Annotated in this window: 17 protein-coding genes and 1 other annotated feature (1 of these 18 running past the window's edge); of the genes, 10 read left to right on the top strand and 7 right to left on the bottom strand. The window is 44.2% G+C overall.

Features of this window, described 5'->3' with window-relative positions; all coding sequences use genetic code 11:
• Positions 1 to 72 precede the first annotated feature (72 nt).
• Genes IGK85_RS14100 through IGK85_RS14090 form a run of 3 tightly spaced genes read left to right on the top strand, consistent with a single transcriptional unit; the run spans position 73 to position 6,764 of the window.
• A complete protein-coding gene (locus tag IGK85_RS14100) occupies positions 73 to 3,120 on the top strand; it encodes an alpha-mannosidase (RefSeq protein WP_008379479.1) in 3,048 nt (1,015 codons plus the stop codon).
• Between the two features lie 6 nt (positions 3,121 to 3,126).
• Positions 3,127 to 5,382, top strand: a complete 2,256-nt coding sequence (locus IGK85_RS14095; RefSeq protein ID WP_035006799.1) for a glycoside hydrolase family 3 N-terminal domain-containing protein — start codon at positions 3,127 to 3,129, stop codon at positions 5,380 to 5,382.
• Entirely contained in the window at positions 5,379 to 6,764 is a 1,386-nt protein-coding gene (locus IGK85_RS14090; RefSeq protein WP_008379483.1) for a glycoside hydrolase family 1 protein, read from the top strand. Before IGK85_RS14095 ends, IGK85_RS14090 begins: the two co-directional genes overlap by 4 nt.
• Before the next feature lie 69 nt (positions 6,765 to 6,833).
• Here IGK85_RS14090 and IGK85_RS14085 read toward each other — a convergent pair whose 3' ends face one another.
• Complete coding sequence (locus tag IGK85_RS14085; RefSeq protein ID WP_008379484.1) at positions 6,834 to 7,694, bottom strand: MurR/RpiR family transcriptional regulator; 861 nt, start codon at positions 7,692 to 7,694, stop codon at positions 6,834 to 6,836.
• 216 nt (positions 7,695 to 7,910) lie between these two features.
• Between IGK85_RS14085 and rpsO the strand changes: the two genes are divergently transcribed.
• The 4 genes from rpsO to celB all read left to right on the top strand — a co-directional run bounded on the left by rpsO (position 7,911) and on the right by celB (position 13,634).
• On the top strand, positions 7,911 to 8,180 hold the full coding sequence (rpsO, locus tag IGK85_RS14080) for a 30S ribosomal protein S15 (RefSeq protein WP_005228072.1): 270 nt from the start codon (positions 7,911 to 7,913) through the stop codon (positions 8,178 to 8,180).
• A 382-nt stretch (positions 8,181 to 8,562) separates the two neighbouring features.
• Positions 8,563 to 10,680: a polyribonucleotide nucleotidyltransferase gene (gene pnp / locus IGK85_RS14075; RefSeq protein ID WP_008379486.1), complete on the top strand. Its 2,118-nt coding sequence runs from the start codon at positions 8,563 to 8,565 to the stop codon at positions 10,678 to 10,680.
• A 210-nt stretch (positions 10,681 to 10,890) separates the two neighbouring features.
• On the top strand, positions 10,891 to 12,291 hold the full coding sequence (locus tag IGK85_RS14070) for a glycoside hydrolase family 1 protein (protein WP_008379488.1): 1,401 nt from the start codon (positions 10,891 to 10,893) through the stop codon (positions 12,289 to 12,291).
• Positions 12,292 to 12,293: 2 nt separating this feature from the next.
• Positions 12,294 to 13,634 (top strand): PTS cellobiose transporter subunit IIC, encoded by a 1,341-nt coding sequence (gene celB / locus IGK85_RS14065; RefSeq protein ID WP_034872146.1) that lies wholly within the window; start codon positions 12,294 to 12,296, stop codon positions 13,632 to 13,634.
• Between the two features lie 81 nt (positions 13,635 to 13,715).
• On the opposite strand, the gene IGK85_RS14060 is transcribed toward celB, so the two are convergent.
• From IGK85_RS14060 to mvk, 5 genes are all read right to left on the bottom strand, one after another.
• Positions 13,716 to 15,638 (bottom strand): heavy metal translocating P-type ATPase, encoded by a 1,923-nt coding sequence (locus IGK85_RS14060; protein ID WP_008379492.1) that lies wholly within the window; start codon positions 15,636 to 15,638, stop codon positions 13,716 to 13,718.
• A 294-nt stretch (positions 15,639 to 15,932) separates the two neighbouring features.
• Positions 15,933 to 16,973, bottom strand: coding sequence for a type 2 isopentenyl-diphosphate Delta-isomerase (gene fni, locus IGK85_RS14055; protein WP_008379495.1), 1,041 nt, complete (start codon positions 16,971 to 16,973; stop codon positions 15,933 to 15,935).
• Positions 16,970 to 18,052, bottom strand: coding sequence for a phosphomevalonate kinase (locus tag IGK85_RS14050; RefSeq protein ID WP_005233792.1), 1,083 nt, complete (start codon positions 18,050 to 18,052; stop codon positions 16,970 to 16,972). The genes fni and IGK85_RS14050 overlap by 4 nt, the downstream gene beginning before the upstream one ends.
• 36 nt (positions 18,053 to 18,088) lie before the next feature.
• The gene (gene mvaD, locus IGK85_RS14045; protein WP_008379498.1) at positions 18,089 to 19,087 is read right to left on the bottom strand and encodes a diphosphomevalonate decarboxylase; all 999 of its coding nucleotides are present in this window, start codon (positions 19,085 to 19,087) and stop codon (positions 18,089 to 18,091) included.
• Positions 19,080 to 20,012, bottom strand: coding sequence for a mevalonate kinase (mvk, locus tag IGK85_RS14040; RefSeq protein ID WP_008379501.1), 933 nt, complete (start codon positions 20,010 to 20,012; stop codon positions 19,080 to 19,082). Before mvk ends, mvaD begins: the two co-directional genes overlap by 8 nt.
• A gap of 305 nt (positions 20,013 to 20,317) precedes the next feature.
• Here mvk and IGK85_RS14035 point away from each other — a divergent pair, with 305 nt between their 5' ends.
• On the top strand, positions 20,318 to 20,962 hold the full coding sequence (locus IGK85_RS14035) for a deoxynucleoside kinase (RefSeq protein ID WP_008379503.1): 645 nt from the start codon (positions 20,318 to 20,320) through the stop codon (positions 20,960 to 20,962).
• Positions 20,963 to 21,052: 90 nt separating this feature from the next.
• Positions 21,053 to 21,958, top strand: a complete 906-nt coding sequence (locus tag IGK85_RS14030; protein WP_008379505.1) for a magnesium transporter CorA family protein — start codon at positions 21,053 to 21,055, stop codon at positions 21,956 to 21,958.
• Here IGK85_RS14030 and IGK85_RS14025 read toward each other — a convergent pair.
• The gene (locus tag IGK85_RS14025; protein WP_005233801.1) at positions 21,955 to 22,590 is read right to left on the bottom strand and encodes a pentapeptide repeat-containing protein; all 636 of its coding nucleotides are present in this window, start codon (positions 22,588 to 22,590) and stop codon (positions 21,955 to 21,957) included. The genes IGK85_RS14030 and IGK85_RS14025 overlap by 4 nt on opposite strands.
• 332 nt (positions 22,591 to 22,922) lie before the next feature.
• Between IGK85_RS14025 and nox the strand changes: the two genes are divergently transcribed.
• Positions 22,923 to 24,257, top strand: a complete 1,335-nt coding sequence (nox, locus tag IGK85_RS14020; protein WP_008379508.1) for a H2O-forming NADH oxidase — start codon at positions 22,923 to 22,925, stop codon at positions 24,255 to 24,257.
• A 99-nt stretch (positions 24,258 to 24,356) separates the two neighbouring features.
• Positions 24,357 to 24,420 (top strand) — a sequence feature (ribosomal protein L20 leader region) (it continues 60 nt past the right edge of the window).

Below are 24,420 nucleotides of genomic sequence, written 5' to 3'. Positions count from 1 at the left end.
AGAGAAACGGGTCGAGACAATCAATCTCCACCCGTTTTTTTTCAAAAAATAGATAGAGGAGTCAAAAGAAAAATGAGAGTTATGCAGCCTTACGAGTTTGAACGCATCCGAAAAATTTTCTACAAATTAAAACAGTACCGTGTACGCTATCAACAGCCAATAGACCCGCTTTTTTTAAAACAAGAGGATTGGGTACCGTATGAGCAAGGGAGTTATTTCGGAGAAAAAAACACCTATTATCAGCTGAAAGGCAGCTTTCAAGTTCCCAATGATTGGGTAGGGAATCCTTGTGTCTTACAAGTCTATTCAAGCCTCTCAGAGTGGGACAACACCACCAATCCCCAAATCAAAATTTATTTGGACGATACCTATGTCCAAGCTATCGATGTCAATCATCGAGAGGTCACTTTGGCTGAAGGATATCAACAAAAAGCAGTCAAACTGAAGATTGATCTGTTCTCGGGCCGTTCCGATAAACCATTCCCACTGCATATCAACTTATTGGCATTGGATCCTGTCGTCAATGAACTCTGGTTTGATTTTTATACGCTGTTTGATAGTTGGCGTGCCATTCGTGCCTTTGGCGGTGACGAAGCATTTTATCAACAAGTCCTTGGTCAAGTCGCCAATGTCTTGGATTTTCGTACGCCCTACTCAGCGGCATTCTATGAAAGTCTCGCAAAAGCAAAGCAGCTGCTTGCGTCATGTTACTTACCAGCGCATACACCAAAACAAAAAGTGACGGCTGTCGGCCATACCCACATCGATCTGGCGTGGCTTTGGACGGCACAGCAAGCAATTGAAAAAGGTGAGCGCAGTTTCCAGACGGTCTTGAAATTGATGGAGGAGTATCCAGATTACACGTTTTTTCAAAGCCAACCACAACTGTATCTCTCCATGAAAACACATTATCCTGAACTTTACGCTGCAATCAAAGAAAAAGTTCGAGAAGGAAGATGGGAAGTTGACGGGGCGATGTGGGTGGAAGCAGATTGCAATTTGACTTCAGGGGAATCGCTGGTTCGTCAGATCCTTTATGGCAAACGGTTTATGAAAGAGGAATTTCAAGTCGATAGCCGCATCTTATGGCTACCGGATGTCTTTGGTTATTCAGCCGCCTTGCCGCAAATTTTACGCAAAACAAATACGCCCTACTTTATGACGACGAAGCTGTCATGGAACCAGTTCAATCAAATTCCTTATGATTCCTTCTATTGGCAAGGAATTGATGGCAGCCGCGTTTTGACGCATTTTATTACCACCATCAGTGAAGGATACAGTCCAAGAGATTATTATACGACGTATAATGGATTGCTAGATCCGTATACGATTAAGGGGAGTTTTGAACGTTATCAGCAAAAAGATCAGCACGACGAAATTTTGATTGCCTATGGGTACGGTGACGGTGGCGGAGGCCCGACGAAAGAGATGCTAGAAGTCCAGAAACGGCTGCAAAAGACACTGCCAGATATGCCGACGATTACTGGCAATCATGTGGGGGGCTTTTTTGATCGACTGGCAGATTCTTTTAAGGAAAAACCTGGCCCGGTCTGGTACGGCGAATTGTACTTTGAATACCATCGTGGAACACTGACTTCGATTGGCAAAAACAAGAAGGCCAATCGCCAAGGAGAATTTTTCTTACAGACGATTGAAAAACTTTATAGTATTTGTGCAATCAATCGTTATCCGCAAGCTGAATTAGAACAACTTTGGAAACAGCTGCTATTTAATCAATTCCATGACATTCTGCCGGGAAGCTCGATCAAAGAAGTTTATGATCAGACGGATCAAGAGTATCAACAGCTCTTTGATAAAGGCTGCAAGCTGATCGAAACTTTGTTTCCAGCGGTGCAAGCAGCCGAAGCTACGTCATGGCATGTCTTTAATCCGCTGGGACAAGAGCGGACGGGTCTGGTCTATTTAGACGATCAGACAGGGATCAAAGAAGCTTACCTGACTCAGCGGACCTATGATGACCGGCTCTTAGTCAAAATTCCCGCCATGGCTGGATTGAGCTGCAAAACACTGACCCCTGTCTCAGCTGTGCCTCAATCAAAGCAAGTGGCAATGCGGCTGGAGGAATCGTTTGAAACGGTTGATTTTAAAGTGATTTTTGACGAACACTTTGACATCATCTCTTTATTTGACAAACGGCAGCAGCGAGAAATCGTGCCAAAAGGCGAGCGGTTGAATCAGTTAGTGGCTTACGAAGATCTGCCAATGGATTATGATGCGTGGGACATTGATATTTATTACCAGAAGAAGCCTTATCCTGTGAAGCAAGTTCTCTCAGCTGAGGTTGTTGAGCAAGGGGAGATTCGCGATACCTTGAAGATCAAACGTCAGTTTGAAGATTCTTTTATTACGCAATGGCTGCATTTTTACCATGGCACGGGAAGAATCGATTTTGAAACAGCGGTTGATTGGCACCAGCATCAACTGCTGTTAAAGGCATTGATGCCGATTGATGTTAACACATTGGAAGCAACGTTTGATATTCAATTCGGGCAGGTAAAACGACCTGTGCATCAAAACACGACATGGGACCAAGCACGTTTTGAGAGCTGTGGTCAAAAATGGGTTGATCTCTCAGAAGGAAATTATGGGGTTAGTATTTTGACAGATTCGAAATATGGGTTCAATACGGATTATCAAAAGATCGGGCTTTCTTTGATCAAATCGCCGATCGATCCGTATCCAGAAGCGGATCAAGGCTTTCATGAGTTTACCTACTCCTTGTACGCCCACGAAGGGACTTGGCAAGACGCGCAAACGATGGAAGAAGCTTTGGCATTGAATGTTCCCGTTCTAACCGTTCCAAGTGTGCCACAACTATCAGCAGAAGCTTTTCTAGCAGTCGATCAAAAGAATGTCTTGCTGGATACGGTGAAAAAAGCCGAAGATGAAGAGGCACTGATCGTGCGGTTGTATGAATATCACAATCAAACCACCGCCTGTCAATTGCGTTGCCAAAAAAGAATCAAAAAAGCGGTTTTAACGAATCTTTTGGAAGAAACCGTCGCTGAACTGCCGGTCGAGCCGCTGGATGCCCAAAGCATCACAATCCATTTCCAGCCTTTTGAGATCCAGACCATCATGCTTTATTTAGAAGACTAAATAGAAATGGAGAAGCATATGATTGAGACACTTTTACGGCAAATGACGTTGAAAGAAAAAATCGGCCAGCTGAATCAGCGTCTGTATGGTTGGGAAGTTTATGAAAAAACTAACGGAAAAATTATGTTGACTGAAACCTTTAAAAAAGAAGTAGCTCGTTTTGGCAGTCTTGGCTGGATTTACGGCGTGTTTCGAGCTGATCCTTGGTCAGGTAGAAATCAGCAAACAGGCCTGACGACCACGGAGTCCTATGAGCTGTCCCTTATGATTCAAACTTATTTGCAGGAGCACACTCGGCTGGGGATTCCGGCCCTTCTCAGTGAAGAGTGTCCTCACGGGCACCAAGGTTTAGAAGCGACGACGTTTCCGGTCAATTTTAGTGTTGGTTCTAGTTGGAATCCAGAGCTGTATCAAGCGGCCCAAACTATCACTGCTCAAGAGATTCGGGCAAAAGGAGCCCATGTTGGCTTGGTTTCCGCATTGGACATTGCTAGAGATCCGCGTTGGGGGCGAACTGAAGAATGTTTCAGTGAAGATCCGTTTTTAACCAGCAGCTTTACCAAAGCGGCCGTCAGAGGATTACAAGGATCAAAAACAACGATAGAAAAGCAGAACGTTTTAGCGGTATTGAAGCACTTTGCTGCCCAAGGTGCAGGAATGGGGGGACACAATGCAGGGCCAGTGGCAATCGGTGATCGGGAATTCCGCGAGATCCATCTGCCACCAATGAAAGCAGGGATTGCTGCTGGGGCCTTGGGGTGTATGGCTGCATACAATGATCTAGATGGTGTTCCTTGCCATGCTAATGCTTATTTGTTACAAGAGGTTTTACGAGAAGAAAGTGGCTTTACGGGAATTGTGATGGCCGATGGGTGCGGGCTGGATCGGATTGCTGACTGGCTGGGGAGCCGCCCGCAAGCGGCCGCCAAATCCTTGACCAGCGGTGTGGATGTTAGTTTATGGGATGAAGTTTTCCCAGTGTTAGAAGAAGCTGTCCTTGAGGGGCTGATTGCGGAAACGGCGATCGATGATGCAGTCCGCCGTGTGCTTCTTTTGAAAGAAAAACTTGGCTTGTTTAAAGAAGCAACGCCCCATGTTTCATTGCCCCGTAAAGAAAAGGCGCAACAAGTTGCCTTGAAATTGGCGGAAGAATCGATTGTTTTACTAGAGAACAATGGCATTTTGCCTTTGAAGAAAACGCGACAAAAGATTGCCGTCATCGGTCCTCACGTTAAACAGCTCTATCATCAGCTGGGGGATTATACGCCATTCAAGGAAGAAACAACATGTACGACCCTTTGGGAAGGTTTGACCAGTTTAAGTACGCATCAAGCTGACTTCTTCTACGAGAAAGGCTGCGAAATCTCTAGTGGCACACTGGCTCAACGAAGGCAAGCCTGTCAGATTGCAGAAACAGCGGATGTCATCTTAGTGACGATCGGCGGCTCCAGTGCCCGTGATTTCACAACGGATTTTGACAAAAACGGTGCCGCCTTAAGGGGATCTCAGGAAATGACCAGTGGAGAAAATATCGACTTGGCTACCCTCGATTTGCCGCAATGCCAGTTGGATTTACTGTTTGCGTTGAAGAAGAGTAAAAAGCCGCTGATTGGGATCGTGATTTCCGGTCGACCGCATTGCTTAGCTCCTTTGCAAGACTTGTTCGATGGGGTGCTTTACGCTGGCTATCCCGGCCAATATGGAGGGGAAGCGATTGCTCGGATTCTTTTTGGTGAAGCGGTACCTAGTGGGAAATTAGCAGTTTCTATTCCTGATACAGTTGGACAACTGCCTGTCTGTTATAATTATCGAAACACAGCGTTTCAAAAAGACTACCTCGATCAAAAAGGCGCACCAGTATATTCTTTTGGTTATGGTCTTAGTTATGCCTCTTTTATTTGCAGCTCGGTTTCGGCTGAATATGCAGGGGAAGGCATTATCGTCAGTGGCACACTTGAAAATCATTCTACTGTGTCTGGTAAAGAAGTGGTCCAATGCTATCTAAAAGAGTATACAAAAGCATATGTGCCGAGGAAAAAAGTCTTATGCGGCTTTCAAAAAGTATGGGTGCCTAGTCAAGGACAAGCAACTTTTCAACTCGTGATCGGTGAAGCATCATTGCAGCAGCTGGCAATTTCCTTGGAAGAAACAACATCGTTTTGTCTGGAAGTCGAAACAGCAGGTCAGCAGTATCGATTTGTATTTCAACGGTCCAACCCTGACCGCACGTGGCAGGTAATTCAGAAAGGAGCAAAAGAATGATTCACTTTCCAAAAAACTTTTTATGGGGAGCGGCCGCGTCAGCACCGCAAACCGAGGGGGCCGCAGTGGTTGACGGCAAAAGTCCCTCTACATGGGACAAATGGTTTGAGTTGGAGCCGTCACGCTTTTACGATGGTGTCGGACCAAGCGATACCTCAAATACCTACTATCAATACCGGGAAGACGTAGCAAACATGAAGGCCATGAACTTGAATTCCTATCGGACATCGATTGCATGGACCCGCTTATTACCAGATGGAAAAACATTGAATCAGACGGCAGTCCGGTTTTATCGGGCATATTTTCAGGAAATGCTGGATCAAGGCATCGAACCGATCATTAATTTGTTTCATTTTGACATGCCTTGGTGGCTGATGGAAAAAGGAGGCTGGGAGGCGCGGGAATCCGTGGACCATTTTGCATTTTATGCAAAAACTGCTTTTGAACAATTTGGCGATTTAGTGAAAAAATGGGCGACCTTTAATGAACCATTGGTGCATATTGAATGTGGGTATTACGGAGATGCTCATTGGCCGCAAGCGCGTGATTTCAAGCGGGCAATTCAAGTAGGTTATCATACCTTGTTAGCCCATGCGAAGGCAGTTGCCGAGTTTCGTAAAATCGCACTTCCTGATGGAGAAATCTGTATCATCTTGAATTTGTCACCTGTTTATCCAAAAAGTCAAGAAGCGGCTGATCGAGAAGCCGCTGAATGGGCAGATCTCTTGTATATTCGCAGTTTTTTGGACAGTGTCGTTTATGGACAATTTCCTGAAAAGCTAACGAGCTTATTCAAGGAGCATCAATTGTCCCCTGAATATGAAGCAACAGATGAGGAAATTTTTCGCGAAAATACCGTAGATTTTATTGGTTGCAATTATTATCAACCGTTGCGGATCCAAGCACCACTTCCGCAGAAGGCAGCATCCGGTCCCTTTGAGCCACGTCAGTTATTTCGTGGGTACGATTGGCCAGAGAAAAAAATCAATCCTCATCGCGGCTGGGAAATCTATCCAGAAGGGATTTACGATATCGCGATGCGTCTAAAGAATGACTATCAAAACATGCCATGGTTTGTTTCCGAAAATGGCATGGGGGTATCTGAGGAAGAACGGTTCATGGACGCCACGGGGCAGGTCAATGATACGTATCGGATCGCCTTTGTTGAAGACCATTTGCGTCAGCTGCATCATGCAATCGAAGACGGGTCTCCTTGTTTCGGTTACCATATGTGGACCTTTATGGATTGCTGGAGCTGGTTGAATGCATATAAAAACCGTTATGGGTTTTATCGAGTGGATTTGAAAAATGGCTTCAAGCGTTATCCCAAAGCGTCCAGTTTTTGGTTGGCAGAAGTAGCTGCCAAGAATGCCCTTGATTGATCAAAGTGTCCTTAGAAGAAAAAATACCGCAGGAAAACTTTCCTGCGGACTTCTTTGGCTATGAATATTTTATAAATACTTCTCACGAAAATCGGCAATGGCTTGGCGTGAGGCATAGATATTGCGTGCCAGCTTTTCATTCTTGCTTAAAAAGACATAGAAAAGGACATCGACCGCCAATAGGTGGGCGATAATCGAATTCGTAGCAGCACTACGTTGGTTGGCTTCTTTGGAACGGGACACTTGCAGGGGAACATCCGCCAACTTTGTTAACGGATTACTGCCAAATCGGGTGAGTGACAGAATCGGGACGCCAAGATTTTTAACGATTTCTGCTAAGTGAACCATCTCAGGCGTGTGTCCACTGTTGGAAATGACCCAGAGGAGACTTTTTTTCTCGTTTTTGACGAGTTGCGGCAACAAGAGATTGTAGTCATTTTCAAACACGACGATTTTGCCTAAACGAGTCCATTTTTGTTGGATATCTTGTGCGATCAATGAAGAAGCACCGATCCCGCAGACAAAGATTCGCTCACGAGTCGCGATCAGTTCAGCGGCAGCCAACATCAGCTGTTCTTCTAACAATTGGGCCGTCTCATTCATAGTCACCTGTGCATTGTGGCTTAATTTAGATGTGATGGCATGAAAGGGCTCATTTAATTCAACATCGGCATAGCCCAAGTTTTCATTGGCATTTTGGCGCAAGCCGGATTCCGCAGATAATTGTATTTTTAAATCTGTCAAACTAGCAAAGCCGGTTTTTTTCGCAAAGCGTACGACAGTCGGTGCACTGATCCCAGTGGCTTCTGCTAATTGACTCGCAGTCATCGACGGCACTTTTTCAGGATTGGCCTCCATGAATGCGAAGAGTTTCTTCTCAGAAAGCGATAATTCATTTTTCATGCTCTCGATTCGGGAAAGAACGCTCATCCTTACACTTCCTTTAGATAGAGTAGTATCCTAAGTATAACATAAGTTTTGGAGGAGCTTTCAAAAGAAACGAAAAGAATAGGTAGATAAACTTGCTTTTTTCCTTAGAATCAAGTAAAGTAATTACGTGTGAAAAGCACAGTACCTGTTACTTGGTTTAACGAATCACCAACGTTTTACTCAGTCGCAGGGGAAAAAGAAAAAGAGGTGAAAAACATGGCAATTTCAAAAGAACGCAAAAACGAAATCATCAACAAATTTGCACGTCATGAAGGAGATACTGGTTCTCCAGAAGTTCAAATCGCTGTTTTAACAGAAGAAATCAACCATTTGAACGAACATGCACGTATGCACAAAAAAGACCACCATTCATACCGTGGGTTGATGAAAAAAGTTGGACATCGTCGTAACTTATTAGCTTACCTACGTCAAAAAGACGTACAACGTTACCGCGAATTAATCCAAGCTTTAGGATTACGTCGTTAATCAAACAAAGAAAAGTGAGGTTCAACCCGAATCTCACTTTTTTGCTATGAATCACTGCGACTGAGCGGCGCAAGCCGCACAGAGCAGATGATGAAACCTACTAGGCGAGGAAAACGAGCGTAGTGACCAAGCAGCGGAATCACTGCGACTGCAGTGTCGGCTAAAACAGCTGATGCAGTCTGACAGGTGATCTCGAGCCATCTAAAAAGTGAAACACCGAAAGAGCGGCCTTTTGACTGGTGAATCAAAAAGCGCAGCTAAAAAGAATTTTGGGTCCTTGTAAGCAGCATCCTACTAACCAAATGAAAGCAGCGGAACGACATTCCGATTTTTTCATTTGTTTAGTAGTGACTTGCTGGGATCCGATGAAAAGGAGCAGAACATGACAGAAAAACAAGTATTCAAAACAACTTGGGGCGGCCGCCCATTAGAAGTAGAAGTTGGCCAATTAGCCAAACAAGCAAACGGAGCTGTATTGGTTCGTTATGGCGATACGGTTGTCCTAAGTGCAGCGGTTGCATCTAAGGAAGCAAAAGATACCGACTTTTTCCCATTAACAATCAATTACGAAGAAAAAATGTATGCCGTAGGGAAAGTACCTGGTGGCTTTATCAAACGGGAAGGACGTCCAAGTACGGAAGCAACCTTGACTGCCCGCTTGATTGACCGTCCGATCCGTCCAATGTTTGCGGAAGGTTTCCGTAACGAAGTACAAGTAACAAACATCGTAATGAGTGTTGAGCAAGATTGTACGCCAGCAATGGCGGCAATGTTAGGTTCTTCTTTAGCATTGTCTATTTCAGATATCCCGTTTGACGGACCGATCGCTGGTGTTGATGTTGGTCGGGTCAATGGCGAGTACGTCTTGAATCCAACAGTAGAACAAGCAGAACAAACTGATATCGAATTGACAGTAGCTGGAACGAAAAAAGCCATCAACATGGTTGAATCAGGCGCGAAAGAAGTTTCTGAAGAAGACATGTTAGGTGCGTTATTATTCGGTTTTGATGCTATCCAAGAATTGGTTGCCTTCCAAGAAGAAGTTGTCGCAGCTGTGGGCAAACCAAAAATGGAAGTCAAATTGTTACAAGTAGATGCTGACTTGAAAAAAGAAATTTTCGACGGCTACTACCAAACAATGAAAACTGCTGTTATGACTGAAGAAAAATTGGCTCGTGAAGACGAGATCGATAAAGTCAAAGACACAGTGAAAGAAGTGTATGCAGAAAAATTTGCTGGACATGAAGAGGAAGCACAATTCTTGAAAGAAGTGAAACAAATCGCGGAAGATCTTGAAAAAGATGTGGTTCGCGAATTGATTACTATCGACAAGATTCGTCCGGATGGTCGTCAATTAGACGAAATCCGTCCACTGGCATCAGAAGTTGGCCTATTGCCACGTGTTCATGGTTCTGGTCTATTTACTCGGGGACAAACCCAAGCATTGTCCGCCTGTACGTTAGCACCTTTAGGAGAACACCAAATCATTGATGGATTAGGGGTTGAAGAATCAAAACGATTCATCCACCATTACAACTTCCCTCAATTTTCTGTTGGTTCGACTGGTCGTGCCGGCTCACCAGGGCGTCGTGAAATCGGTCATGGTGCATTAGGCGAACGTGCCTTAGCACAAGTGATTCCTGATGAAACAGACTTCCCTTACACAATCCGTCTCGTTGCAGAAGTATTAGAATCAAATGGTTCTTCTTCTCAAGCAAGTATTTGTGCTGGAACTTTAGCATTGATGGATGCAGGGGTACCAATCAAAGCACCAGTTGCAGGTATCGCAATGGGACTTGTATCTGATGGTGAAAACTACACGATCTTAACTGATATTCAAGGCTTAGAAGATCACCTTGGCGATATGGACTTTAAAGTTGCTGGAACCAAAGATGGGATCACTGCGTTACAAATGGATATCAAGATTCAAGGAATCACTGAACAAATCTTGACAGAAGCATTAGATCAAGCGAAAAAAGCACGGATGGAAATCTTAAATGAATTGACATCAACATTGGCTGCTCCTCGTGAAGAGTTAAGCCAATATGCACCGAAGATCGAAATGATCCAAATCGATCCTGCGAAGATCAAAGATGTAATCGGTAAAGGCGGCGACACCATCAATGGCATCATTGATGAAACTGGCGTGAAAATCGATATTGATCAAGACGGAAAAGTTTCGATTGCTTCTGCTGATGCAGAAATGATCCAAAAAGCTATCAAGATTATTGAAGAATTGACGAAAGAAGTAAAAGTTGGCGAAGTGTACCTTGGGAAAGTTGTCCGTGTTGAAAAATTCGGTGCGTTTGTCAACTTGATCAAAGGCAAAGACGGCTTAGTTCACATTTCACAACTTGCGAACGAACGGGTCAACAAAGTAGAAGACGTTGTCAAAGAAGGCGACGAAATCTTAGTGAAGGTCACAGAAATCGACAAACAAGGCCGTGTGAACCTTTCAAGAAAAGCACTATTGAACGAAGATAAAGCAGAGCAAAAATAAGCTGTTACTTCTAAATCATAAGCAAAGTCTAGGAAACTGGACTTTGCTTTTTTTGTGTCTAAGTAGCAGCTCTTCAAAAGGGTCTTACTTGACAGGAGTTATTTTTTGCGTTACCGCGAAAAATAAGAGATAATTCAGAATATTGTCTTTGCCATGCAAGCAATAATTCTAAGATGTTAAACGCATCTTATTTAGGATAAGGAGTACGATATGAAACAAACATTTCCAACTGATTTTTTATGGGGAGCATCGATTTCCGCTCACCAAACCGAAGGAGCGTATCAAACCGATGGCAAGGGACTGAGTGTCCAAGATACTCGTCCAAGAGACAACCACAAGATCGCGGATTTTACTGTGGCTGTCGACCATTACCACCAGTACAAAGAGGATATCGCCTTGTTAGCAGAAATGGGGATCAAAATTTTCCGTTTTTCGATCGCTTGGTCGCGAATTTTTCCAGAAGGGCGCGGTACTATTAATCAAAAAGGATTGGATCATTACAGCGATGTCATTGATGAATTGCTGAAACACGGCATTCAGCCCTTTGTAACGTTGAACCATTTTGACTTGCCGCAAGCATTGGAAGACGAAGGCGGCTGGACAAAACGCAGCACCGTTGAGGCATTTGCCGCATACGCCAAAACGCTGTTTACAGCCTATGGGGATCGAGTGACGCACTGGCTGACGATCAATGAACCAAATATCATGCTGTTGGTGGATCAAAAAATATTAGGGAAAAAGATTCCATTATCAGAAAAATACCAGCAATTTCATCACCTGATGATCGCTGAAAAATATGCTTTCGAAGCGTGTCATGAAATCGTACCGAATGGCAAAATCGGACCGGTGCCGAATATTTCGTTGGTCTATGCGGCGACTAGTCGACCAGAAGACAACCAAGCGGCGCTGTATTTCAACAGTGTCCGGAACTGGGCGTACCTTGATTTCGCCTGCTTCGGTCGTTACAATACGGTCTTTCAAGATTATTTGAACCAAAACGGCCTCACGATTGACTTTGGTCCGGAAGATGAGGTGTTGATGAAACGGGCTCTGCCTGACTTTGTCGCAATGAACTTCTACACCACGGTGACAGTGGAGCAGCCGACGGAAGCTGGGGACATGAAAAACGGCATCAGTGATCAGCAAAGTGAAGACATTATGGAGCGTGGTTTTTACAAAGGGTTCACCAATACGTTCTTGAAGAAAAATGCCTTCAATTGGACCATCGATCCCTTGGGACTGAAAACGACGTTGCAAACACTTTATGATCGTTACCACTTGCCGATCATCATTACTGAAAACGGCTTAGGGGCCGAAGACCATCTAGAAGCAGATGGCGCGGTTCATGATCCGTACCGTATCGATTATTTGTCGCAGCATATCAATCAATGCTTAGCCGCGATCAATGCTGGGGTGGATCTGATCGGATATAGCCCGTGGTCTGCCATTGATTTGATTAGTGTGCATGAAGGGATTCGAAAACGGTATGGTTTTATTTACGTAGATCGCAATGATGCAGAGGAAAAAGAACAAAAACGAGTGAGAAAAGACAGCTTTTATTGGTATCAAAAGCTGATTGAAGAAGGGGCGATCCCTTCGTTGGAGGAGTAATGATGACAAGTGTTTTTACCTTTTTAGAAACGCGTTTGATGCCGCCATTGAATAAGTTGGCGAATTTACGCTTTATTCGCGCAATCATGCAAGCTGGGATCATTACGGTTCCTTTTACGATCGTCGGATCGATTTTTTTAATCATCAATAATTTACCACAAATCATTCCACCACTGGCTGGCTTTTTCGAACAAACGATTTTACGATTTTCACCGCTTTATAGTGTCGTAACTACCATGTCTGTTGGCTCGATTGCTGTTTTTTATTGTTTAGCAACAGGGTATTATTTAACTGAGATCTATCATAAAGAAGAGCATTTGACTATGAGCAGTTTTGTAGGGGCGTTATTAAGTTTGTTTGCCTTTTTAATGACGATCGTCCAAGTCGATATCACAGATGGTGCGGCACAATTGCTGCAGTCAGAGAGCGAAACCGCCATTGTTTATAATGGGGTCGCTTTAGGCGGTTGGATCACTCGCTTCAGTGGAGTAGGGATCTTCATCGGGATTATCACTGCAGTACTTGCTACGTCAGTCTATCGTTTTTGTGTAAAAAGAAAGATCACCATCCAGATGCCTGAAGGGGTTCCTGATGGAGTCAGCAAAGCATTTGCGTCATTGATCCCAGCGATTTTGATTGCCTTTTTGATGGTGGCGATCAATGGAGTACTGGCGGTTTTCCACACGGATCTTCACGGATTGCTATCCAAACCATTTGAATTCGTGAAGGAGTTGACGGGTTCGTGGTTAGGAATCATCGTGATTATGCTCCTTATCCATCTCTTATGGGCAGTGGGGGTTCATGGGACGGCAGTTATAAAAAATAGTTTCATCAATCCCATCCTATTGGTGGCTCTAACTGAAAATATCGATGGTGCCAATAATATTTTTGCTGGGGATTTTGTGAACATGTATATTTTTATGGGTGGCGCAGGAAGTACACTTGGATTGGTTTTATTGATGCTGTTTGTGGCAAAATCACAACAGCTCAAAGTCTTAGGAAAAGCAGCGATCTTACCGGGGCTTTTTAACATCAATGAACCAGTGATCTTCGGGGCACCGATCGTCTACAATCCGTATTTGATCATCCCCTTTATCGTAACACCTTTGATCAACGTGACGATTGCTTACTTTGCTAGCTCGTTTGGCTTTGTCGATAAAGTCATTACGGGAATTCCCTGGATTTCACCGGTGGGCATAGGGGCGTTTTTAGGAACCGGCGGTGATTTCCGAGCCATCCTGATCGCTTTGATCAACTTAGGGGTTTCCATTCTCTGCTATTATCCATTCTTTAAGATGTACGATGGCAAACTCTACACGGAACAACTTGCCAATCAAGCATAAGTAGAAAAAACAGCAAAACGCCCGTTGATGGACTTCTAGTGAAGTGCCAACAATGGGCGTTTTTGCTAGTGCAAATAGTGGTCACGTATGCAAAGACTGTTGATACAAGACACAATCATCGCAATCTTTGCGGGTTGGTTTGGCTTGCTGGGGTGTTTCTTTGTGTAATGGCAAAAGCATACGCAATCCGTTTAAGATAACTAAGATCGTGCTTCCTTCATGACCCACGACCCCTAGAGGTAGCGTGAGAAATTCAAGGAAGTTTGAAGCGATCAGCAACAAGATGACACTGATAGAAAAGACGATGTTTTGTTTGATGATCCGCTGTAATTTCTTAGCCAAACGGTGACTGTCGACCAAACGCAGCAAATCATTTTTCATCAAGACGATGTCCGCCACATCCATTGCGACATCTGTTCCTTCGCCCATCGCGATCCCTACACTTGCGGTCGCTAAGGCTGGAGCATCATTGATCCCATCACCGACCATCGCATTGATTTGGTAGGTTTCTTTCATTTCTTTGATCCGAGTGGTTTTCTCATCAGGCAGGCAATCACTTTCGTAGTCAGACAAGCCGATTTCTGCGGCAATCACTTTGGCAGTACCTAAATGATCACCCGTCAGCATCGTCGTGTGAATTCCTTGCTCATTGAAGTAGGCAAGACTCTCACGAGCTTCAGGACGGGGCTGATCCAATAGTGCTAAATACCCTGCTAATACACGGTCACGATTGATATAAATCAAGGTTTTTCCGGCTGCTTTCAATTCTTGGATGCGGGTTTGTTCACTGACAGCAACAGAGGTTAGATCGACTTCTTTTCCAATCGTCCAATGGGCAGCTTGGTAAGTGGCGGCTAGACCGACCCCCGCTTGTTCTTCCACGGCTAATTCCAATGGCTTTTCATCGTGAAAATACGCCAAGATCGCTTCAGCCAATGGGTGATTTGATTGTTTTTCCATCCCGACGATCAGTTGGGGAATAAAGGGTTCATCCAGCAACAGTTGGACATCAGTGACAGCAGGTTTGCCACGAGTCAGCGTTCCGGTTTTGTCAAAAGCGATCGCTTTGACATTGGCAAAGGCATCCAAGGCTTGTCCGCCTTTGCATAAAACGCCTAAACGAGCAGCGTGAGAAATGGCTGCTAAGGTCGCAGGAGTAGCAGAGGCGACTAAGGCACAAGGAGATGCCACCACCAGTAAGACCATGCCGCGATAAAAGCTTTCTTGGAACCCCCAATTCGTGAAAAACGTACAAAAAACGATCATTAGCGGAACGGCGATCAAGACGATCGGCACATAGATCCGTTCGATTTTTTCAATCAGGGTCGCCGTTTGACTTGGCATTTGCTGTGCTTCTTCCACCAATTGAATGATTTTTGCAAAGCGAGTGTTTTCACTCGTTTGAGTAACTTCAATGTACAATGGCTGCCCGAGGTTGATGGTTCCGCCAAAGACTTCACTGCCTAAACGTTTCTCGACAGGAATGGATTCGCCATTGATGGACGCCTCATCAACGCTGCTGTTTCCTTGGATCACGATACCGTCGATCGGGATCGCACTGCCTTTTGCCGCCATAATCGTATCTTTTAACTGAAGGGCTTCCACTGGTACTTCGACGAGCTCGCCACTTTCAATCATTTTTAAGGCAGTCGTTGGTTGCAGTGCCATTAATGAACTAATTTCTCGCGTACTTTTGTTGGTCGTATATTCCTCAAGGGCACCGCTCAAACAAAAGATAAAGGTCAGCATCGCCCCTTCAAACCAATGGCCAATGACACAGGCACCAATGGCGGCTAATGCCATCAATAGATCGACGTTTAACCGTTTGTCGTGCACCAATTCTTGCGTGCCTTCCCAGGTTTGTTTCCAACCACCAGCAAGAATCGCTAACAGATAAGGGACAAAGCTATAAGGAATGGAAAAAGATGCCATAAGAAAGCCAGTTGCCATCAATAGCAAACAAGCGATCGTTGAAAAAACAGCCGACGATTCTGATTTACTCATAAGAAACGCCTCCTTTTGAATGTAGTCTAGGAATGAAAAACCGATCCTTTTTCTCAAGAAATAATCGATTGTTCCTCCCTCAACTTGAGCATAGCACATTCGAAAACAAGATGGTAAAAAAACAACGTACCTGATAATGAAAGTGATTATCAAGTAGCGATTAAATAACGTTTATGTCCGGATTGCAAATGGAGAATCCGTTATTATAGAAAAATAAACACAAAAAAAGCAGTACAATAAAAACGAATTGTACTACTTTTGCTTGTTCGATGTGGTAGTCAGCGATTGGATCGCTTAACGCAAACTATACTTTGCTAAGGGAATCTGGCGTGCTTCACACCACTCTTTGACAGCACCAGAAAAAATCAGCTGAACCTTGGTAAGGTCTTTGGTGCTTGTCTGTCCTGCCATTGTGTAGAGCAGCTGCAGCTGTTCCTTCCATGATTGTAAGGTGGCGATGGTTTCTTCTTTGCCTTTTGACAAAAGCAGCACGAGGATCGTGGCGGATAGTCCTACGCTATCGGCACCAAGGCAAAGTGCTTTGAAGATATCGTAAGCATCCCGAACCCCGCCTGAAGCGATGCGGGTAAAGGGCTGTTGGATCTCATTTGCTTCCAGCAAGGAAATCACGGTGGATTGACCAAAGGTGTCTAAATACGCCAATTCACGTTTTTTTCGACGAGCATTTTCGATTTGAGTAAAACTTGTGCCGCCGCTGCCAGCAACATCAATCGTTTGTACGCCGATCGCCAGTAACTGCTGGATCGTTTCACGGGACATCCCAAAGCCGACCTCTTTTACGACAACCGGAACGGCAACAGAAGCCATCGTTTTTTCCAATAAGGACAGCCATTGGCTGAATTGACGATCGCCTTCTGGCATCACTAATTCTTGCGGTGCATTCAGATGGATCTGCAAGGCATCGGCACCAAAGAGTTCCACTGCCCGCTGTGCATTTTCAACGGGACTGCCCGCGCCAATATTGGCTAATAAGAAGCCGTCAGGATTGGCTTTACGGACGATACGGAAAGAATCGGCGACACTTGGGTCTTTTAAGGCAGCCGAAACGGAGCCGGTTGCCATCATCAAATCACAGGCTTGCGCGATCTCTGCTAACTCTTGATTGATTTTTAAGGTTTTTTCACTGCCGCCTGTCATGGCATTGATGAAAAAAGGGCTGGAAAATGAGCGGTCAAAGACAGTCGTCGTAATTGACACATCAGTCACGTCAATTTGCGGAAAGGACTGGTGGACCAAGCGAACTGCATCAAAATCGTTGCTGTGTTCTTTATGGAACGCTTTTGCTAAGGAAACATGTTCATCTTTTCGATTCATGATAGGTCCTCCCGGTAATGGTAAACATGCAGCGGCAATGGGGTGATCTCGGCTTTTTCCCACGCACTCATCAATGGTAAAATACCGGTTTTCTGGTCAACGATCACGATGCCGCAATCGCCACCGCCGGCACCAGAAGATTTGGCTGCGCCACAATAATTTTCTGCTAGATCACAAAGCTTTTTAAGTGCGGGGGTTTCAATCGGTACACCAGTTAGTGCAGACAACTCTCGCAGGAGCTTTCGATTTTCCGTGATCATTTTTTTGATCGTGCGACTGTCTTCATTTAAGAAGCCGTCGATCAATCGATTGACGCAGTCTTTGCTGGCTGCTAAAAAAGCGGCATAGGCGTTTTCTTTTTCTTCTTTGGATTGATAGACTTGATCCACTAAATCAGAAGTAGAGGCAGGAGAGCCTGTCCAACCAATCAATAGTCGAAGCGATTTCGGAACCGTCAAGGGACGGATCGATAATCCTGGCCAATCGAAAGCGATCAATTCTGTTAAGGTATGGTCCTTTTGTTTGGCTAAGACCCAGTCGTGATCAAAGGTTGAAAAAGCGATCCAGCCGCCATAACAAGAGGCCGCAATATCACCGCACGACCCATTGCCTTGAACAGCGAGATGGGCAAGAGCCGCAATTTTGAATTGGGTCAACCGATCCATTTCCATTTGATAGTACAGATTCAATGCTTTGACCGTGGCAACAGTCACGGCACCGCTGGAACCGAGGCCATATTTGCGACCATTCGAGTTATCCAGTTCACTGGTCACTTTTAAATCGTAAAAGGAAAGGGGGATGCCTTTTTCTTGGGCATATTTTTCCGTCAGACGAATGGCTGCCAAAATATAGTGGAAAGGATTATCCCGATGGTCTAAGACTAATTCGCCTTTGCGACGCGTCCAGCGAATCGGCAGGTCGCTGTATTGGGCAGACTGGATGCTGCCGTTTTTACGGGCCTCTTCCACATTGACTGTAATAAATTGGTCAACGGCAACGATGATTGCAGGATGACCAGGTTCGACAACGGCGTATTCACCAGCAATAAATAGTTTTCCGGGAACGGATAGTTCAATCATTTCGACACTCCTAATCGATGGCTTCTTAATGGCTTCTTAGTTGATGGCAGAAGATTCTTCCACCGGTAAAAAGGCTAATCCTTTGCCCGCGTGAGCAGTTACTAATTGTTCTGAGGCAAAGTGAGCACTTAATTCACGTAAAATCGTTTGTTCTTCTTGTTTTTGGCATAAAACTTTGACATTGGGACCAGCATCCATCGTGAAATAGCAAGCCAATCCTTTTTTTCGCAGCATTCGGACACATTCCATAGCTCGTAAAGATTCAGAAGCCCAATAAGTAAAAGGTGGTTCGGCGGCTAAGGTCGTTCCATGCATTTTCAAGGCGTTGGCCTCGGTCGTTTCCCCTAAAGCAGTAAAGTCTTTTTCGGCAATCGCTTGTTTCATTTTCACGAGATCGGTGGCAGTGGCAGAAAGCCAGCCTGGATAAAAGCTCGAGGTTTCAACGGTTCGGCGCATCCCCTCACGACTGGAGACTTCTTTGGCTTGTGCGTTGATCAAAATAAAGATCATACTCAATTCTTCTTCCCAGCCATTCGACGGCACTTGCGTGGCAAAAGAAGTCTCATCGGTGCCTTGATGCCATTCAGCAAAGCCGCCGTAGATACTCCGACACGCCGAACCAGAACCGCGACGGGCCAAACGGGATAACTCTTGCTCCGACAAGTTTAAGTCCAGTGCTTCACTACAGGCACCCGCCAAGGCCGCTAATCCGCTGGCAGAAGAGGCAAGTCCAGCAGCGGTTGGGACGAAGTTTTGACTTTCCACCGTGGCATACCACGGGCAGTCCGCTTTTTTTCGTACCAGATCCAAAAAGTCCGCAACTTTTTTTGTGGCAGCGTCTGTTTGCACCACACCATCCAGCGTAAAGCAATCCTGTGGAAAATCAGGTGAAAAAGCCACCGTTGTTTCTGTGTAAAAAGCATCGAGGGTCAGGGACAAACTATTGTTCATCGGTAAAATGAAAGTTTCATCTTGTTTTCCCCAATACTTGATCAATGCGATATTCGTGTAGGCGCGAGCCTTTCCCTTATACATGTTCATAAACTCCTAATCCTTGTATCCATGCCGCACGAGCGCCATCGGACAATAAAATACGGCTGATATTCTCAGCCTGTTCCTTCGTTTTGGTTAGTGCGATCATACAGCCGCCCCGGCCCCCGCCGGTCAGCTTTGCCCCGTAAGCACCGTGTGCCAACGCTAAGGAAACCAACTGATCCAGTTGCTGATTGCTGACCCCTAGCTGCTGCAGTGCCTGATGGGCGTTGTTCATGCTTTCACCTAATACTTCTAATTGATTGGCTATGATGGCCTCTTTAGCTTTTTTGGTTTCGATCCCTAAACGCTGGATTGCTTGACTAGCCAGCTGCTTGCTGGTTTCAAAAAGATGGGCGACACTTTTGACTGCTTCTCTCGTTTGCCCTTTGATTCCAGTATCAGCGACGAGCAAATAACCGTCGATCGTGAGGGGAAACGAAGTGATGGGATGCCCTTTGATAAAGTAAATGGCATCTGTCCCACTGGCTGCCGCAGCATCGATCCCGCTAGGATTGCCATGAGCGATTTTTTCAGAAAAGTTGACATAGGTCATCAATTCTTCTTTTGTAAAGTCTTTTTTGATCCAATCAAAAAAAGCGCGAGTCAGTGCAACAGCGACCGCCGCGCTAGAACCCATTCCCCGTTCAGAAGGGATAGTGCTGACGATGGAGGTTGCAAAAGGACCCGTGTGGAAGTCTTGTTGCAGACGATGCAGCAAGTCTTTGACATTTTTTAAGTGGCTGGGGACTTCTTCAAGCAGACCGTGATAGTAACTTGAAATCAAGGTGTTTGTTTCATTTGCTGTAATCTCGACTTGTACTTTTGCTCCCGCAAAAGGGAAAGCAATTGCTGGTTCACCGTAAACAACTGAATGTTCACCCATTAAGATGATTTTTCCTGTAGCTATGCCAGTACCAATTGACATTATTTTCCTCATTTCTCTAGGGAGCTTACCCCACATGATTCATTTATCGTTTGTCAGTCAATTGTAACTATCTCCTGACAAAAACACAATTTAATTAAAGATCCTTTCCTATTTTACTAGAAGAAGGCTCTTTCGTTAAGCATTCCGTATGAGATTTCAAAAAAAAGCAAAAATCTTTAAACTTTTATTGAAAAAATTCTTGATCTGTGCTTCAAAAGTTTCAGTTGACGGCACAAGATATAGTGTTGTATAGTTGATATCGCAAATGCAACATACAATATTTAGTGATGAGTGAGTTGGGGGATATGAGCGTGATCGTATTAGCAGGAACGATTGGTGCCGGTAAATCAAGTTTGACCGCATTGATCGCCAATCATTTTGGCAGTCAAGCCTTTTATGAATCGATCGATGACAATGAAGTGTTACCATTATTTTATGCAGATCCAAATAAATATGCGTTTTTACTGCAAATCTATTTCTTAAATAAACGATTTGAAAGTATCAAGCAAGCCATGAAAGACGACAATAACGTCCTGGACCGTTCCATTTATGAGGATTCACTGTTGTTCCATTTAAATGCGGACCTTGGGCGAGCGACCGATACCGAGGTCAAAGTCTATGATGAATTGTTAGCCAATATGTTAGAAGAGCTGCCGTATGCAGCCCACAAAAAGCATCCAGATCTTTTGGTGCATATTCGCGTTTCTTTTGAAACGATGCTCGAGCGTATTGAAAAACGTGGGCGGGAATATGAGCAGTTGACCTTTGATCCTTCGTTATACGACTATTACAAAGAGTTGAACAAACGCTACGATCAATGGTACGAAGAGTACAATGAGAGTCCAAAGATCCAGATCGATGGCGATCAATTCAATTTTGTCGAAGACCCGCAAGCGGCACAGGCCGTTTTAACGATGGTGGAAGAGGCCTTGAAAGACGCCCGTAAATAAGTAATAGCCAATACAGCCAGGAAAGTCCTTTGATTGGGCTTCTGGCTGTTTTCTTTTATAATAGAAGAAAGCAAGAGTGGAGGATGGATTGTGGAAAACAAACATGTCTTTTATGACGGAAACTATGAATGGATTCAAGTCGACCAACAAGACGCAAAAAGCGTGATGGCACTGCAAAAACAATATCATTTGTCTGACGAGATGCTTACGTACTCTTTAGATAAAAACGAACGCGCGCGGGTCGAATATGATGCCGAAGAGGAAGCATTGCTGCTGGTTTTCAATGTACCTCAGCAAGAAAAGCGTGAAAATCATTTTGAGACCAGCCCGATGACGTTTATTTTAAAAAGGAAGCAACTCTTTACTTTTGCATCCCACAATACCCGTTATGTGATTCCAATGATGGAGCGCTTGATCCTGCAAAACCCGCTGCAAACGCCCATTCATTTTTTGTTTCAAAGCTTGTTCTTGATTTCTGGCACGTTTTTTCCGTTAGTCGAAGAAGTCAATAGTGAGCGGATTCGCTTGAATCAGCGACTACGGGAAAAAACAACCAATAAAAACTTACTGCAAATGTCTGATTTGGAAGTTGGACTGGTTTTTTTAGTGTCTGCCACGAAACAAAATGCGGTCCTCTTGGAGCAAATCAAAGCATTATCCATTTATCGTTTGATGGATGATGATGAGCGGGAACAACTGGATGATGCCTTGATCGAAGCCAAACAGGCAGTGGAAATGACCCAACTGGCATTCCAAATTTTGGAACAATTGTCTGGTACCTACAATAATCTATTAAACAATAACTTGAATGATACCATGAAGTTTTTGACCGTTTGGTCCCTCTTATTGACTGTGCCTTCCATCGTCACCAGTTTCTTTGGCATGAATGTTCCGCTGCCTTTTACCAATAGTATTTTCGGTTGGGGTATTGCCTTGTTGATCAGTTTAGTGTTATCCGTCTGGATGTTGATTGCTTTATGGCGCAGAATTCGTTAGTCGATCACCAAACCTAGACCGGCGGCGATGACCAAGGCTTGTTCTTGATCGACTGTTAGTCCTCGCAAGTGTTCAAAGGACAACGCGATCTTTTGAAATTGATTGGTCCGAAAATCTAAAGTTGCTAATTTTGTGTGAAACCAGTTGCTATTGTTCAACTGGTTTTCTTGTAGCGTCAAGTGTTTCCAATCCATCTCATAAAACTCACTGTCGTTTAGTTGGCACTGACGAAACAGCATCGTCCGTAAATTGGTATTGCTAAAAGAAGCAAAGTTTGCCACGCAATCTTCAAAGGTACAGTCACGGAAATAGCTTTCCGCAAAATTCGTACCAGTCAATTTACACTGTTTAAAGTGAACACGATGAAAGCTGGCACCAAAACATTCCAGATTAGAAAAATCGCAGTTCTCAAAGAGGACATTTTGACATTCCCATTGACTCAAGCGTGTTTTTTGCATCGTCACTTTCTTGAAATGACATTGCTTCAAGATAAGGTTTTTGCAAGTATCATAGCTATAATCACCGCCTTCGAACACCCCCCCTTCGAAAAGCAGTTCTTCTTCTAAATAAAAATCCTGTGGCTCTAATGCCGACAATAAGGGCGGTAGTGGCAATACGATTTTTTTCTTCATCAAGATCCCATCCTGTATGTTTTTCTCTCAGTATAACACGGCGAATCGATGCCGCGATAGTTACGAAAAAGCGGCAGGGTATTGTGAAATTTATTCAATCGGTTTGCAGAATGCTTTTATAACAAGGAAAATCTTTGATTTTTAATACATATTTTTTCACAATCTTTTTACTTGCAAGACGAAAATAATTTTGATATAGAAACTTAACCCGCTGAAAGTGACGTATATCAACGAAAAACTGTCACAAATTTTTAAAATCGCGAAAAAGTTGATAGTTTTCAAATTCACAAGCGAGCTATAATGACAATGTAAACAAAAGGAGGAAATTTTCCATGACAAAAACAGTTATTATCGGTGCAAACCACGCGGGGATTGCTGCTGCCAATACACTATTAGATAACTACAAAGACCAAGAGGTCGTAATGATCGACCGTAATACAAACTTAAGCTACCTAGGTTGTGGGACTGCTTTATGGGTTGGACGTCAAATCGATTCATACGAAGGCTTGTTCTATACAAAACGTGAAGATTTTGAAGCAAAAGGTGCAAAAATCCATATGGAAACAGTGGTTGACCATATCGATTTTGAGAAAAAAGAAGTACACGCTGTGACCAGTGAAGGTGAAACGATCGTTGAATCTTATGACAAAGTTGTCATCGCAACTGGATCTGTTCCGATCTCACCCAAAGTACCTGGACGTGATTTGAAAAACATCCATTTCTTGAAAAAATTCCAAGATGGACAAACGGTTGATAAAGAGTTAGCCTCAGAAGACGTGAAAAACGTTGCCGTTATCGGTGCTGGTTACATCGGTGTTGAAATTGCTGAAGCAGCAAAACGCCGTGGTAAAAATGTGTTGCTTTTTGATGCAGCGACACGGGCATTGCCAAACTACTACGACAAATGGTTCACAGAAGATATGGACAAAAACTTAGCTGACAATGGTATTGAATTGCATTTCGGTGAATTAGCACGTGAATACAAAGGAACAGAGAAAGTAGAAGCAGTTGTAACAGACAACGGCGAATACCCAGTTGATCTAGTGATCAATGCGATCGGTTTCTTACCAAACAATGAGCTAGGCAAAGATCATTTGGAATTGTTTGCTAACGGCGCGTACTTAGTGGACCGCCATCAACGGACAAGCGATGCAGATGTTTACGCAGTCGGTGACTGTGCAACTGTGTACTCAAATGCTTTGCAACAAACCACTTATATCGCATTAGCAACGAATGCCGTACGTTCAGGGATCGTCGCTGCCCATAATATCGGCGGAACTTCTTTAGAATCAACAGGTGTTCAAGGATCAAACGGGATTTCGATCTTCGGCTACAACATGGTTTCAACTGGCTTGTCAGTCGAAGCTGCCGAACGTAATGGCATGAAAGTGAAATACTCTGATTACGAAGATACCCAAAAACCAGGCTTCATGAAAGAAAATGCGACGGTTAAAATCCGCATCGTCTATGAAGAAGAATCACGCCGCATCGTTGGTGCACAAATGGCATCACGAACATCTGAAATCGCAATGGGCATCCACATGTTCTCACTAGCGATCGAAGAAGGCGTAACGATCGACAAGATGAAGCTATTAGATATCTTCTTCTTGCCTCACTTCAATCAACCATACAACTACATCACGATGGCTGCGTTGAAAGCAGAATAAGAAACACGAAAGTCGGAGCGTATGCTCCGGCTTTTTTTTGAAACAATCATGAAAACTGTTGACAATAAGAGGAAAAAGCAGTATACTATAAAAGTTGAGAAATAAAAGCAGAAGCACCCGCTTCTCGCCTGAGTGAAGATATCGCTGGGCAGAATAGGATTCC

The sequence above is a fragment of the Enterococcus sp. AZ015 genome (genome assembly GCF_050499225.1).
In the GTDB taxonomy this organism is placed as follows: Bacteria; Bacillota; Bacilli; order Lactobacillales; family Enterococcaceae; genus Enterococcus_D; species Enterococcus_D entomosocium.
Note: the sequence above shows the minus strand (reverse complement) of the source record. Positions and strands in the feature narration are given on the sequence as shown.